This window comes from Fontibacillus forbon (assembly GCF_046559655.1).
Taxonomy (GTDB): domain Bacteria; phylum Bacillota; class Bacilli; order Paenibacillales; family Paenibacillaceae; genus Fontibacillus.
The window spans coordinates 1,213,740-1,229,132 of record NZ_JBKGFV010000001.1 but is presented as its reverse complement, the minus strand read 5'-3'; the positions used below and the strand labels follow the sequence as shown (position 1 = coordinate 1,229,132).

General features: G+C 46.5%; 13 protein-coding genes. 10 read left to right on the top strand and 3 right to left on the bottom strand.

All coding sequences use genetic code 11. The annotated features are described in order from the left end of the window. Positions 1-9 precede the first annotated feature (9 nt). Positions 10-612 (bottom strand): TetR/AcrR family transcriptional regulator, encoded by a 603-nt coding sequence (locus tag ACLB09_RS05670; RefSeq protein WP_410768779.1) that lies wholly within the window; start codon positions 610-612, stop codon positions 10-12. Between the two features lie 192 nt (positions 613-804). Here ACLB09_RS05670 and ACLB09_RS05665 point away from each other — a divergent pair, with 192 nt between their 5' ends. Then, a complete protein-coding gene (locus tag ACLB09_RS05665; RefSeq protein ID WP_410768777.1) occupies positions 805-1,584 on the top strand; it encodes a nuclear transport factor 2 family protein in 780 nt (259 codons plus the stop codon). A gap of 121 nt (positions 1,585-1,705) precedes the next feature. Next, positions 1,706-2,851 (top strand): YhgE/Pip domain-containing protein, encoded by a 1,146-nt coding sequence (locus tag ACLB09_RS05660; RefSeq protein ID WP_410768776.1) that lies wholly within the window; start codon positions 1,706-1,708, stop codon positions 2,849-2,851. Between the two features lie 80 nt (positions 2,852-2,931). Here ACLB09_RS05660 and ACLB09_RS05655 read toward each other — a convergent pair whose 3' ends face one another. Then, positions 2,932-3,672: an EcsC family protein gene (locus ACLB09_RS05655; RefSeq protein ID WP_410768775.1), complete on the bottom strand. Its 741-nt coding sequence runs from the start codon at positions 3,670-3,672 to the stop codon at positions 2,932-2,934. 202 nt (positions 3,673-3,874) lie between these two features. On the opposite strand from ACLB09_RS05655, the gene ACLB09_RS05650 reads away from it, so the two are divergent. The 6 genes from ACLB09_RS05650 (at position 3,875) to ACLB09_RS05625 (ending at position 13,442) form a co-directional block, all read left to right on the top strand. Then, entirely contained in the window at positions 3,875-4,663 is a 789-nt protein-coding gene (locus ACLB09_RS05650) for a nucleotidyltransferase domain-containing protein (RefSeq protein WP_410768774.1), read from the top strand. 225 nt (positions 4,664-4,888) lie between these two features. After that, on the top strand, positions 4,889-7,474 hold the full coding sequence (locus ACLB09_RS05645; protein WP_410768773.1) for a glycosyl hydrolase: 2,586 nt from the start codon (positions 4,889-4,891) through the stop codon (positions 7,472-7,474). Positions 7,475-7,868: 394 nt separating this feature from the next. Then, positions 7,869-8,720, top strand: coding sequence for an AraC family transcriptional regulator (locus tag ACLB09_RS05640; RefSeq protein WP_410768772.1), 852 nt, complete (start codon positions 7,869-7,871; stop codon positions 8,718-8,720). Positions 8,721-8,790: 70 nt separating this feature from the next. Next, the gene (locus ACLB09_RS05635; protein WP_410768771.1) at positions 8,791-9,798 is read left to right on the top strand and encodes an ABC transporter substrate-binding protein; all 1,008 of its coding nucleotides are present in this window, start codon (positions 8,791-8,793) and stop codon (positions 9,796-9,798) included. Between the two features lie 32 nt (positions 9,799-9,830). Further along, the gene (locus ACLB09_RS05630; protein ID WP_410769009.1) at positions 9,831-10,892 is read left to right on the top strand and encodes an NAD(P)/FAD-dependent oxidoreductase; all 1,062 of its coding nucleotides are present in this window, start codon (positions 9,831-9,833) and stop codon (positions 10,890-10,892) included. Between the two features lie 267 nt (positions 10,893-11,159). Then, a complete protein-coding gene (locus tag ACLB09_RS05625) occupies positions 11,160-13,442 on the top strand; it encodes a glycoside hydrolase family 3 N-terminal domain-containing protein (protein WP_410768770.1) in 2,283 nt (760 codons plus the stop codon). 29 nt (positions 13,443-13,471) lie between these two features. Here ACLB09_RS05625 and ACLB09_RS05620 read toward each other — a convergent pair whose 3' ends face one another. After that, a complete protein-coding gene (locus ACLB09_RS05620) occupies positions 13,472-13,744 on the bottom strand; it encodes a hypothetical protein (protein ID WP_410769008.1) in 273 nt (90 codons plus the stop codon). A 150-nt stretch (positions 13,745-13,894) separates the two neighbouring features. Between ACLB09_RS05620 and ACLB09_RS05615 the strand changes: the two genes are divergently transcribed. Both ACLB09_RS05615 and ACLB09_RS05610 read left to right on the top strand, forming a co-directional pair. Then, positions 13,895-14,803 (top strand): RCC1 domain-containing protein, encoded by a 909-nt coding sequence (locus tag ACLB09_RS05615; protein ID WP_410768769.1) that lies wholly within the window; start codon positions 13,895-13,897, stop codon positions 14,801-14,803. Beyond that, positions 14,793-15,149, top strand: coding sequence for a thioredoxin family protein (locus tag ACLB09_RS05610; RefSeq protein ID WP_410768768.1), 357 nt, complete (start codon positions 14,793-14,795; stop codon positions 15,147-15,149). The genes ACLB09_RS05615 and ACLB09_RS05610 overlap by 11 nt, the downstream gene beginning before the upstream one ends. Positions 15,150-15,393: the final 244 nt, after the last annotated feature.

Here is a 15,393-nt window from a genome sequence, read left to right as displayed (position 1 = left end):
TCACTCCTTTTATTCCTCGACGGCGATGCCGGCAGCTTTCAAATGTCCGTAGGCAACGATTCTACTAAACTGGGATGAAACCTCTTCTGCAGGAAGAGGTTTATCGTTTTTAATCCACCAAATTACAATCCCCATGAAAGACGATACGAGATATTCGAACAGCAATTCCTTGGATATCGTTAAAGGGGGATTTCCCTGAGCGGGATTCCATCCTTCTAATTTATCCTTAATGATATTCTCCATTTTCGTCCGAAACGAATAGATTCTATTTTCTTCAATCAACATGACGTAGTAAAAGGGGGTATTACCCGAAATATGCTCCAGTACAGTTTGCATTACTGTCTCTAGTATAGAAATACTGAAAGGATTCATGCTGATGGGACAAAGCACGACCGCTTCCTTTAATCCGCTTAACAATTCATTTATGCATGTATCCAATAAATCAGGTTTATTGGGGTAGTGAAGGTAAAAAGTGTTTCGATTGATCATGGCCCGATCGGCAATATCCTGGATGGTTATCGCTTCATAGCCTTTTTCTTGAATGAGCTCATAAAACGCTTTTCGAATCGATTGTTTCGTACGCACTATTCTTAGATCGGTTTTCTTACTCACGTTTTTCGTTCCCCCTAAATTATTTAGAGTCGTTAAGCGACAAAAGTTGATGAGTTGTCTTTTATCCCCCAAAACCAAAAATATTGAATATTGAGCGTGGTATTAACCTCCATTATAATGAGCAACAGATAAATAAACAACATAGCGTTCATTATTTATCTAATGACTATTAATTCTAAGGAGGATTTTTCCATGACATTCACCCATCAAAACGAGCTTGTGCTAAAGGCCATCGCCGTGCTGGAAAGCTTTGAGAGCGGCAACCCCGAAGCAATTACAGCTTACGTGCATCCCGTTCGATATATCCAGCACAATCAGGGCTTACCCGACGGTAGAGAAGCCATGCTTGGCGCCTTGGATCATTTAAAGGAGATTGGCACCAAGGTAAGCGTTAAGCGTGCAATAGTCGACGGAGATTACGTGGTTCTTCATTCCATTTATGATTTTTTCGGCCTCAAAATCGGCATTGATATTTTCCGTTTTGAGCATGGATTGATTATAGAACACTGGGACAATTTGCAGGAAATGGCGGAAAAGACACCCAGCAATCATTCGATGATTGACGGACCGGTCACGATTAAGGATATCGACAAAAGCGATGCGAACAAAGCATTTGTCAAAAGCTATGTTGAGGACATTTTGCTTGGGAAAAACCCTGAACGGCTTGCCGATTACTTTGATGGAGATACCTACATTCAGCACAGTCCGCATATTGCAGACGGCCTATCCGGCCTTCATGCGGCTTTGCAGGCACTGGCGGAGAAGAATATTGAATTTCAATATACTCGTATCCATCAGTTAATCGGACAAGGCGATTTTGTGCTTACGGTGAGCGAGGGCCTCTTTGATGGTCAGCCTACAGCTTTTTACGATTTGTTCCGCGTGGAGAACGGAAAGATTGCCGAGCATTGGGACGTCATTGAGGCTATACTGCCGGAGGAGAAAAGAAAGAATTCCAACCGTAGATTTTAAGGTCGATGCATCTAAATCACATGAAAGACATCACCGAATTAAATTACGGTGATGTCTTTCGCATCATGAATGTGCTTGGAGTGATTAATTTTGTTTTCAATGGGATGAGGAGTAAAAGATCATGAACATACTGAAACAAAAAATGACGTGGCTAGGAGTACCGATCGTCCTGGTCGTGTTGATTATTTTCGGGGCGGCAATGATGGGATCGGTGCTTGGATCGAAGCCGAAGGAACTCCCGGTAGCCCTCGTCGTTCTTGACCGGCCGGCGGAGCTGCCGACCGGAGAAGCGTTTACGGTAGGGGAGATGATCAAGGAGGAATTGGTTACGAACCCGGCACTCCCGTTCGTCTGGCATGTCGTGGATTCCGAGGAAAAAGCACGTGCAGGAATGGATAAACGCGAATATTACGGAGCGCTAGTGCTTCCGGCGGATCTGAGCAGTGGATTGGTCTCGTTAGCAACTTCCTCACCGGTTCACCCCAATGTGAAGATCATAGCCAACGAAGGGATGAGCAATCAAGCATCTACGGTCTTAAGACAGACATTGGGAGAAGCGATGAAAATGATCGGCAGGGAGCTGTCGCAACAGCAACTTGGTAAGATCGGGCAACAAAAGGAGCAAATTTCCGTGGAGGCGGCTAAAGCTTTAATCACACCGCTTAATGTTGAGGAGGAAGTCATACATCTCCCTGGAGTGAACAATGCGTCGGGAAATGCTCCGGGATTGTTGACCCAAATCCTGTGGATCGGGAGCCTGGTGACCGGAATAGTCTTGTTCCTGGCAAGCCGGAAAGCGGTCGCCGCCGGTTCCCGGAGATGGACGGTCAGTGTGCTTCAAGCGATTGCAGGACTTGCGATCGTCAGCTTCGCAGCGGGCTTTACCGTGTGGATGGCTTTGTCGTGGTACGGCATGGAATTGGCGAACACGGGGGAGACTTGCTTGTTCTTAGGCTTGGCCGGATCGGCGTTCTTCTTGCTGCAATCTTCCTTGCTGAATTGGATCGGATTCAAGGCGATGCCGCTACTCGTACTGCTGATGTTCTTTTCCTTGCCGCTGCTGAACATGTCTCCGGAGTTTTTGTCGCAAACGACGCAAGATTGGATTTATTCTTGGACGCCGCTGCGGTTCGCGGCAGGAGGGTTGCGGGAAGTGATGTACTTCGGAGGACTGGACGCGGCCTCTGTGAACGCCTCCGTATTGTGGGGCGTCTCCGGAGGATTTCTGATGCTGCTGCTCGCTTCCGGATTTAAGACCGGTCGTTAATCGAACGAAAAATGGGGGAGGGGCCTTCAAAAAGGCAGTTAATCCTATGGATTAGCTGCCTTGGTTTTTGTCCAATTAATTCAAGCCGCGAAATCATCGTGCAATCTGCGCAGGCGGTAAGCGTTCATGGCGAATTCGCGCAGCTCCTCGAGAATGGTGTAATTCGCCCATGCGCCTGCGATAGCGCCGATTCCGGGTACCATCTGCAGCATTTTCCGGAAGTCGATGGCATCGCGATACTCGATCTGAAATGTTTCCCAGTCCATATTTTGGGAGTATTCGGCGTCGGAGGACCATTGTTCCTTTTCGATATGCCAATTCTTGATGGAAGAGAGTAACCTGGCACGGTTTTTCGGTCCCGAAAACGTCATTTGAAAAACCTTGAGAATGAATACCCGCTCGGAAAAGTGTTTAGTGTCATAGCCATACACATGCGCTAGCTCGAACAAATATTTCATCTTGATCGCAATTAGCGCCGGAAAGTCTACCATGCTAAGCATAATGCCGCCAGCTCCAGTTCCTGCTCCTTCGGCAACCGCGATTTTTTGGTACAGGGCAAACAACTCTTTCGCTTCTTGGTCGGCAGATTCCAGTTCCGAAGTGTACTGTACCGGACGGCTGGGCGTATATTCAGCGCCGAACAAGGCTGTGCGCACGATCGATCGAATGGTAGTCGTAATGATGCTGTGTGCCTTCGGGGGAATCAACTGATTAATTCGAGTGCCGATTGTTTTCGATGCTTTTTCCAGCAATCCCGGCGGTTTGAACATTTTTTGTTCCCAGTCGGCAATTTCCCTCTGTACTTTATGTTCATAATTCATAATTAATCGCTCCTCCAAATGACACAGATTTAGCTATATTTTAACGAATATCTCCGTGATTCGAAACAGACCGCGGCAGGTAACGAACCTCGACTAAAGTCCAGTATATCAAAGGAATACATGGTTATTGACACTCGCATTCCCATCATGTTATTTTTTAATAATACCCATTTTATGGGTCCCATTTTAAGGAGTGTTTTGCATGAGGTTACCGGTACATGAACAATTTCTTGAAAGGGCAATAGAGATTTTACGACAAGATCAACGAATTACAGGTCTGCTTGCAGGCGGATCTATGGTGTACGGAACTATGGATGAGTTCAGTGATTTGGATCTAATCATTGTCTACCGCAATGAATTCCGAAATGAGATCATGGAACAACGACTTTGGATTGCAGAAGGGCTAGGTAACCTGCTGTCGGCATTCACGGGCGAGCATGTTGGCGAACCTCGTTTGATTATTTGTTTGTATGGACCTGTTCCTCTTCATGTAGACCTAAAATTCGTACATCCGCAAGAACTTGAATCCCGAATCGAAGATCCGCAAATTCTTTGGGAGAGAGGTTCTGACATATCGGCAATACTTAAAAAGACAACTGCGTCTTTCCCTTACCCTGATCCGCAATGGATTGAGGACCGCTTTTGGGTCTGGGTTCATTACGGAGCAACAAAACTAGGGAGAAGCGAGTTTTTTGAATTAATAGATCTTTTAACCTTTCTGCGAAGTACAGTTTTGGGACCGTTGATTCTCATTCGTAACGGCCAGCAACCGCGAGGGGTTCGCAAATTAGAGAAATACGGTGTCCATGAACTAGAGGACCTTAGAGGGACAGTTTCCCTTCACAGCTTTGATAGTTGCTACCAGGCTTTAAAAAATACGATAAAGATGTACCAAAGTTTACGTCAGGCTTCGGAAATTGCAATAAAAGCGGAGGCTGAACGCATCTCCATCGAGTATCTTAATCATGTATATTCAGCCCATTTTCAATAACACAATAGCAACTTGTTATAGATTCCAAATAAACTGGGAAAGCAGCTGAACATAAAAAACAGACCCCGCGATTCTTCCATCGAAATATAACTCCGTAAGCAACGATTAGATTTCTATATATTTACATAATTTGGAACACATGCTATATTTGCTATGAAAGCGCATCCATGAGTTGATAGATTGCATAATTATTTATCAAATTTTACATGGAAAGGAAAGATGGAAATGAAAAGTTGGCTCAAAAAGGCAATCATGATGATGCTGACATTTACTCTGGTATTTCCTCTGCTGCTTGGATTGATGACAGTGCCTGTTCATGCAGACACCGCACTTTTTACGATTGAAAGCGAGAATGCCGGGCTGACCTCCGATCTTCAAGTGGCGACTGAAATTTACGGGCAACCCAAGCCCGGATTCTCCGGGAGCGGATTTGTCTGGATGCAGAATTCCGGCACAATCACTTATACCGTGACCGTCCCGGAAACCGGCATGTATGCGATCTCCACCCGGTATATGCAGGAGTTGAGTGCCGACGGAAGGCTTCAATATTTAACAGTTAACGGCGTTACCAAGGGTTCGTATATGCTGCCCTACACGACCGAGTGGTCGAATTTCGATTTTGGCTTCCATAAGTTGAAGGAAGGAAGCAACACTATCCAACTGAAAGCTGGTTGGGGGTTCGCTTATTTTGACACCTTTACTGTGGATTATGCCGATCTTGATCCATTGGATGTGCAGCCTGTCCTCACCGATCCCGAGGCCACCCCGGAAACTCAGCTTCTGATGAATTATTTAACGGAGGTTTACGGCAACCACATTATCTCCGGCCAGCAGGAGATTTACGGAAGCGGAAATAACGGAAATTATGAGCTGGAGTTTGATTGGATCTACAATTTAACCGGAAAGTATCCGGCGATTCGCGGCTTCGATTTTATGAACTATAACCCGTTATATGGTTGGGAGGATGGCACAACCGATCGGATGATCGATTGGGTGAATAACCGGGAAGGCATTGCGACAGCTGCCTGGCATATCAATGTGCCCCGAAATTTCACCGACTATGAGCTCGGGGAGTTTGTGGATTGGAAAGACGCCACCTACAAGCCGACGGAAACCAATTTTAATACAGCCAATGCGGTGGTTCCCGGTACTAAAGAATATCAATACGTGATGATGACGATTGATGATTTGGCGGAACAGTTGCTGATTCTGCAAAATAACAACGTGCCGGTTATTTTCCGTCCCTATCATGAGGCGGAGGGCAACGGCGGGTTGAATGGGGAGGGCGCATGGTTTTGGTGGGCTTCAGCAGGCGCGGAAGTGTACAAGCAACTGTGGGATCTGCTCTATACAGAACTTACTGAGACGTACGGTTTGCATAACTTGATCTGGACATACAACAGCTACGTGTATAGCACTTCCCCCGCATGGTATCCCGGCGACGATCAGGTGGATATTGTCGGCTATGATAAATACAATACGATCTACAACCGCTATGACGGATTGTCCGGCGTACCTAATGAGGATGCCATTACCTCGACTTTCTATCAGCTTGTTGATTTAACCGACGGTACGAAAATGGTGGCCATGACGGAGAACGATACCGTCCCAAGCGTACAGAATCTGACAGAGGAAAAAGCGGGATGGCTCTACTTCTGCCCCTGGTACGGCGAACATCTTATGAGTTCCGCTTTTAATTATCCGGCCACCCTGACCACGCTTTATCAAAGTAATTATGTTATCACGTTGGATGAACTACCAAATTTAAAGGTTGACGATCCAACTCCAAGCGCGTCCATCACACCCGCAAGCGTCGAATTTGATAAAAATGCTCCTGATCAAAGCGACCAACCCATAAGCGTGAATTTTAACGGCAATACGTTAACCGCTCTCCGGGAAGGCGCCAATGCATTGGCCGAGGCTCAGGATTATACCTTAAGCGGAAGTACGCTGCTCCTGAAAAAGACATTCCTGGCTGGGCTGCCGGTTGGCGAGCATTACATCGTCTTTGATTTTAATCAAGGACAAGATCCCGTATTAAAAGTTAAAATCGTCGATTCAACACCGAGCGCTGCGATTTCGCCCGGAAATGCGACATTTGATAAAGCGGAGAATCTGCAGCAGGAAATAGCCGTATCCCTTACCTTAAACGGACACCAGCTTGCTAGCATATCAAATGGAAATGATACGCTTGTATCGGATCAGGATTATACGGCATCAAGCGCTGCTGTCATTCTGAACAAATCCTATCTTTCCACGCTGCCGTTAGGCCAGCATGCGATTACCTTTCATATCAGCGGAGGAAATAACGCTGTTCTTACGGTAAATGTTGTGGACAGCAGTGTTCCAGTACCTGCGGGAGACTTGACGATCCAAGCCTTTAACGGCAACACGAGTGCCTCCACCAACGGAATTTCACCCAAATTCAAAATCGTCAACAGCGGTGATTCGGCGATTCAGTTAAGTGATGTAAAACTCCGGTATTACTATACGATAGACGGGGAAAACGCACAGAGTTTCTGGTGCGACTGGGCCAGTATCGGGAATGCCAATGTAATCGGCAATCTCGTTAAACTGGATACTCCGGTTGCCGGAGCCGATTATGTTCTGGAAATGGGCTTTACGAGTTCGGCCGGAACGCTTAATCCCGGTCAGAGCGCAGAAATTCAAGCTCGGTTCTCCAAAACCGACTGGTCCAATTACAACCAGACTAACGATTATTCGTTTAAGGCATCCAGCAGTCAGTTCGTAGACAATGAACAGGTTACCGGGTATTTGAGCGGTCAGCTGGTGTGGGGGATTGAGCCGTAAAAGGATAAGAAAAAGGGTTGGATCGGGGAATACCCTGCTCCAACCCTTTTTGACGTTTTAAGCAAGGCGCCCTTAGCCAATCATGGATTCAATGTAAGCAACGTGAAAGATTTGTATGTATCGATCTCCATAGCAGGAGGGGGGCCCCACCTCATGGTTTCTTTCGATAACTCTGGCGCGGATTCCGGTTCAATTGGCGGAGACGTCTGCTCCGTAGTATTTCCTGCCGTCTGATTATGTGCCGGCCCTTGCTTGGATTTCGCGGCTTCTTTGTTTTAATATTGATTTAATCTTGTTAACTGATATTGATAATCAATATCAGTTAAAGTAAGATAAGAGCATGTGATTTATCGATTTAATTACTCATTTAGTCAGTAAAGGGGAGCGGAGAAATATGAAGTTAGACATTAACAAGCTCGCGGAGCATTTTGCGCATACCTCTTTTCAGGTAGAACAAGTTAGCCGTTACTGCCAAGATCCGGGAAGGCACTGTGAGGGCTATACCGAATCTTTTCCGGGCTTTGTATTTCCTTTAAGGGGGGAAGCAGAATTTGTCTTCAACGGTAAGCCATATCTACTAACTCCGGGAACTGTGGTTCATGGTGGAGCGAATATGAAATTGGACAGAAAGGTTATTGGCAATACCAGATGGGAGTATCTGCTTGTCCACTATCGGATCTGCGCTCCTGAGTCACCGGGCTTTTCTCTGCCAAAAAACCATTTCCAGCTTTCACCGGGCCAAAGCCCCCGTCTGACGGAACTGCTTAAGCTTCTGTGGCGATTATCCCGCCAGCCGGGAGGAGTTACGGCATTTCAGACTAAGACGATATTCCGTTGTGTACTGGAGGAACTATTCGTCTGTGTCCGAAACCAAAGCACCGACGGAGAGCAGGCGCTATTTGAGCAAATATCAAATTACATACACGAGCATTATATGGATGCACTAACCGTGCGCGCGTTAGCGGAACAAAACGATATAAATGAGAATAGGTTATTTTATGTGTTTAAGAAGTACACAGGTATGGGACCGGGAAATTACTTGATGGCCTATCGTCTTAACCAAGCCAAGGATTCCTTGTTGTCCAGCGATGCGCCGATCGGCGAGGTGGCCACCTGCGTCGGTTATGCCGATGCCTTATATTTCAGTCGTCTGTTTAGAAAACAGTTCGGAGTCTCGCCCGGTGAGTTCAGAAGTAATTTCAGGAATAATCCATATGGATTTCAGGATGGCTCCATTCACATCTAAAATTTGCTTTGCTAAACTGGCATAGCCAAGTTAGACAAGGCAAAACAAAGAGATCATTGGAGGAGTTAGCATGAAAAGACTTATGGGACTGATCGTCTCCATTGCGCTATTGGCAAGTATGGGCATATTAGCTGGGTGTACCGGAACACCTAAAGCTAACAGCTCTGAATCACCGAATCTTGCATCGTCTGTAACGGAGGTCGCCAATTCCGAAAACAACGAGGTGGAAGCGAATAAATGGCCGAGAACTTATGTGGATGTGCTTGGCCGAGAGGTCGTGTTAGAGAAAAAACCTGAAAAGGTTGCCCTCCTGTTCTTCCGTAATTTTGAACATTTGTTTTTATTGGACGAATCTCCCGTAGTCGCTACGGATATTAATGTGCTTGACGAGTGGGAATCGTTGGCCCCGTATAAGAACAATGCAATTGAGGATATCGGTTCCATAACCAGCCCCAATATAGAGAAATTGCTGGAGATTGAGCCGGATTTGATTATCGCGGTCTCCAGCCGGTATGAGAGCTACAACGGACAATTGGACAAAATCGCTCCTGTCATTACCGTGGACAGCAACGAAAACAATTGGCAAGGCGCGCTGCGGGAATACGGAAAGATATTTGGAAAAGAGCAGAAGGCGGAGGAGGAAATCGCGCGGATTGAAGGGTTCGTAGCGGAATCAAGAGAGCAATTACAGGCATATAGCGACAAAACGTTTGGTGTTACGATGCTGGGAGATAAACAATATTGGGCCTTTACCACCCAATTTGTATATAACAAAGACAATGGTCTTGGTTTAAATCCTCCAACCCCTTATGTCGATATGTCTTCAAAAGGAGAAGTGATTTCTATGGAGGGACTGGCGGCAATGGACCCCGATTACATGTTTGTCGCGGATATTGGGGGATCCTCCGAGAAATTGAATAGCTATTTGAAAGCCTTGGAAGCCGACTCTGTATGGAATTCTCTTCAATCCGTTAAGGACAAGCATATGTTTCCTCTAGACAGTTCGATTGCGGCCGGTGGGCCATTGGCTATTGAACTGGGTGTCCAAACGATTGTTGAAAATATTTTATCTCAATAGACATGACTCGTTGTAAGGGAGAGATTCAGATGATGAACCACGAGGACTTATACGACGTTACAATCATTGGCGGGGGACCTGCCGGTCTGTTCGCCGCTTTTTATAGCGGTTTACGGGAAATGAAAACCAAGTTGATTGAGTATCAACCGGAGTTGGGCGGAAAAGTCCATGTCTATCCGGAGAAAATGATATGGGACGTCGGTGGCCTACCACCGATTCTTGGCAAAAAATTAATTGAACAGATGATTGAACAAGGATTAACATTTGATCCGACCGTGGTATTGAATGAGAAAGTGGACTCGATTGAACGGGATGATTCCGGTTTATTTGTACTGCGGGCTGCATCTGGAGAACAGCATTATACAAAAACGGTCATCGTAGCGATCGGTGGAGGCATTCTTGAACCTCAAAGAATTGACCTGGAAGGCGCAGAGAAGTACGAGGTGGCGAATTTACATTATGTCGTCAAATCGCTCATGCGATTCAAGGACAAAACGGTGATTATTTCCGGCGGAGGGAATTCGGCGGTGGATTGGGCCAACGAGCTCGAACCCATTGCCCGTCAAGTGTATTTGACTTATCGAAAAGACGCTTTGTCGGGACATGAAGCCCAGGTTAATCAATTGCTGAACAGTTCTGTAAAATGCTTCTTTAACACCACTATAACGAAGCTGATTGCCCATCCCAACCACGATAATATTGAAACTGTCGAGCTGACCAACCATCTGACGGGCGAGATAGATGAACTACCGATTGACGAAGTAATCATCAATCATGGTTATGAACGAGACCGGTCCTTATTGGAGAATAGCAAAATAAATCTTAAGCTAATTGACGGACACTTCATTGATGGTCAAGCAGCAAGCGGCACTTCTGTGCCGGGCATTTACGCAGCGGGAGATATTCTGAAATATGATCAGAAACTGCACTTGATTGCAGGAGCATTTCAAGATGCGGCGAATGCAGTGAACCAGGCTAAGCTATATTTGCAGCCCGAAGCGCATCAAAGCGGAACCGTATCTTCACATAATGATATTTTTAACAGTCGGAATCGGGAGTTAATTAATCAGATCATGGTCAAGAACCTGCTATAACGGACATGCATGATCAAATATCGCAATTCTAAAAGGACTGCTCAAAAGTAGAAGCACCGCTTCAAGCCATATATCGGCTATGAAGCGGTGCTTTTTTTGCAGACCGCCATCTTCGCTGAGGAAGAAAAGGTAACTTTTCATTGATATATCTGTTTTAAATAGAAAAGGAAGGAGAATGTAATATGACAACAAAATAGTATAAACGCAACAAATGTTATATCGGAAGCGTCTAATCATGTATAAAACACAACTAGAGGGGTACAACAGATGAATGTAAAAATGATGACGATACTTGGTGCCGTGCTCGGTTCCATGCTTATTTCGGCGGGAAGTGCGGCTGCAGGAGAACGTTTTTCCGATTTGCAGCATTCCAAGTGGGCAGAGGACAGCATTAACTATATGGCTAAGAGGGGAACCGTTGCCGGGTACGGCAATGGCAAGTTTATGCCCGAAAGGCAGGTAACAAGAGCGCAGGCCGTGACTTTCATGGTTCGCGAACTCTATCCGCAACAGTTGCAGTCAGGAACGGAAGTTTCAACTTATTCCGATGTTCCAACCACACATCCTTTTTATCGTGAAATCGCCATTGCGGAAAAAAACGGGCTGGCCAGCGGATTTCCGGACGGCACATTTCATCCGGATACCGCGATGAGCCGCGCAGAGACTGCAGCATTCCTTACCCGCGCATATTCACTTGTGGCAGGGAAGCAACCCGCAAGTTTGACGGACACGGTAGATCATTGGGCGGCAGCTCCTATTCTCGTTATGAGCTCCAACGGATTGATCGGCGGTTATACGGATGGCACCTATCGTCCGAATCGACCAGTCACGCGGGCGGAGTTTTCCGTGTTTATGACCCGGGTGATTCGTTTCGAACGTGAAACAGCCATTCAGGCGCACGATTGGGATAAGCTGATATCCTATATGACGGTCAGCGAGCAAGTCGGACAAATGTTGATGCCGGATATCAGGCAATGGAAGGGTCAAGTGACAACGACCGTCAATGAAGGTTTAAAAAGCAGTATCCAAGATCTGGACCTGGGCGGACTTATTCTTTTTGACAAAAATATTATAGATACTCGGCAGGTCACGACACTCACCCATAATCTGCAGATGGAAGCGGGTGATATTCCGCTATTTCTCGGTATCGACCAGGAAGGGGGCGTTGTTAAGCGAATCCCAGGCGGGACGAATCTGCCCGGTCAAATGGCGCTTGGCGCAACCGGTGACACGGCGCTAGCCGAAGCAGCAGGTAAGCTGACAGGAGAAGAACTGAAGGCGCTCGGGCTGCAAGTCAATTTTGCCCCGGTGCTCGATATTAACAGTAATCCGGACAATCCGATCATCGGGATGCGTTCGTTTAGTTCGGATGCGGACCTGGTATCCCGGCTTGGGGTTGCAACCATAAACGGGCTGCGTCAATCCGGGGTTATCGCGGCCGTTAAGCATTTTCCGGGGCATGGTGACACAACGGTAGACTCTCATCTGGGCATGCCGGTGTTGACGCATAGCCGCGAACGACTCGATGCGGTCGAACTGAAACCGTTCCGGGCCGCGATCGAAAACGGCGTGGAGATGATCATGACCGCACATATTGCTTTCCCAGCAGTAGATAACGAGCACGTTACTTCACTCAAGGACGGAAGCAGCGTTCCAATCCCTGCCACGTTATCTAAAAAGGTGCTGACCGGACTGCTTCGGGAGGAGCTTGGATATAAAGGCATCATCATTTCCGATGCCTTCACCATGAACGCTATCGCGGAGCATTTTGGGGAAAATAAAGCGGTGGAACGTGCGGTTTCCGCAGGCGTGGATATCATCCTTATGCCGCAAGATCCGGCAGCTGCACATCAAACGCTAGTAACCGCGGTGAAGAACGGGACAATTCCGACCGAAACCATTCATAATTCGGTGAAACGAATTTTGGAGCTTAAATCTGAATATGGCTTGTTTGACCGCACCGAAAGCCTTACTCACAAGTTGAACACACTTAGCGCCGTTATTGGATCCGAGGAGCATCGAGCGGTGGAACGGAAAATTGCAGAGCGGGCGGTCACCTTCTTGGCCAGCCGCGACGGTGCGCTTCCGGATCAAATTCATCAGGGAGACCGTGTTGTTATTGTCGCAGCCGAGCAGGAGCAGGCCAAACAGCTTGAGAGTCAGCTGATGCAAGCCAAAGGCAACCTATCGCTGAAGACGGAAATTTCCGTTATCGGTCAAGGCAAAACGACGGAGGCTCTCAAAGCTGTCGAAGAGGCGGATTACGTCATCCTGGCTACGTATCAGTTCCGTAATGTGGCCAGTCAATTCGGATGGAGCGATGTTCAAACCTTGATTAATGAGATGAACAAGGATAATAAACGATACACTCTTTTATCGCTTGGCAACCCGTATGAGAATATCTATTTACAGAACATACGCTCGGGACTCGCGGTTTACGGAAAGCAGGAGCCCAATACAGCCGCTGGAATCAAAGTGCTGCTAGGCCAATTGAAAGCCAAGGGCATGTTGCCGGTGACAACGGATCAAAGCACAATGAGTGATAAATAATTCTCACAGGTGTAAGATGACTTGAATATCTATCTAATAAAAAACCGCGCACTGCGCGGTTTTATCTTTTCTTGGAACTGTTTCGCATCGAGAGCCAGGAACTTTTCATAATTGACTGTAGGCTTACCAAAATCCTTCACCTTACGCAATTCTTTATCATAGACATCCTTATCAAAATCAGAGGGGATGAAGTTCACGCCTAAACTAGAAATATAGATGTCTTTGTTTTGGTAATCCCCGCGGACATCAATGCCTAGTAATTCACCTATAAATCTTAAAGGGACAACTGTTCTTCCGTTAATAATCTGACTTAAATTTTTTATACATTATTCTCTTCTCCTAAACAATAATAATCTATTATAAAATATCCCTAATCAATAAAATATAACAATAGAAGATTCTATAACACGAAAAGAGTTCGGATCTGAACTAGCGTGGTAAGGAGGTAAGTCATGGATGACATTTCACTTAAAAAAGCGGTATTAAAAATGAAACGGTGGCCTAAAGATCCCATAGCGGCGGGTCGTCGTCATACCGTTGGTCTTAAGTCGGACGGAATGGCGACAGCTGTTGGGAATAAAAAAAATGGCCAATGCGATGTAAACGAATGGTGCGATATTGTGGCGGTTGCGGCTGGTAATGTTCATATGGCGACAAATACGGGTAATTCTCATACCATCGGACTTAAATCAGATGGCACGGTTGCGGCTGTGGGTTGGAATAAGCATGACCAATGCGATGTAACCGACTGGCGCGATATTGTAGCGGTGGCGGCAGGTTGGTGTCGTACTATCGGTATTAAATCGGATGGTACGGTTGTTGCCGCGGGTCGAAATAATGAAGGTGAATGCAGTGTAAGTGATTGGCGCGATATTGTGGCGGTAACCGCGGGAGACTGGCATACCGTCGGTCTTAGATCGGACGGAACGGTGACAGCTGTAGGAAATAATCGGTATGGCCAATGCAATGTAAACGGCTGGAGCGATATCGTGGCGGTAGCTGCGGGTTACCTTCATACCGTCGGACTGAAATCGGATGGAACAGTGGTTGCTGTGGGTTTGAATAAGCACAACCAATGCGATGTAAGCGGCTGGCGCAATATGGTGGCGATAGCGGCAGGCAGTAATCATACCATCGGCCTTAAATCGGACGGAACAGTGGTTGCTGTGGGCTCGAATGGGCATGGCCAATGCAATGTAAGTGATTGGCGCGATATTGTAGCGGTAGCGGCAGGTTGCGTTCATACTCTCGGCCTTAAATCGGACGGCACGGTGGTTGCTGCGGGTGATAATGAGTATGGCCAATGCGATGTAAGCGGCTGGCGTGATATCCAACTAATTGAGGGTGATTTTGGGGAATGAGGGTGAGTTTACAAGAAAAGTAAATGAATTGACAACGATTAATGAAAAAGAGGCTTTTCTCGACAATCATGATATGAGCTTTATCTATGTATCCACTCCTGATTGCAGCGTCTGCCACGCTCTGCTCCCCAAGTTGAGGGAACTCTTGGCCGATTATCCCCATATCTCTTTCGGTCATGTCGACGCCAGTCAAGTTAAAGAAGTGGCAGAAAAGTTTCTGATCCTGGAGGCACCGACCATGCTCTTCATCATTGAGAACAAAGAATATTTGCGAGAGGGTCGATTTGTGCGTTTCGGATTTTTGAAGGAACGGCTGGACCGTATTTATCGAATATATGACAAATAAGATTCAACCTGAGAATAAATTGTAAATTATTAACTCTTAACGAAACAGGAGCAGATGGCCTACGTGCATCTGCTCCTGTTTACTGTACAATCCAATGGTTAGCAGCCGCATTGAGCGGGGCAACAACAGCAGTTGCTAATCAACTTGGATCAACCTTAGTAGTTTCACTCCCAATAATTCGAGAATTAAGATAAGGAATTTTCATATTGAGTTATTGGGCATAGCCGTAACCTCATCTAGTTCC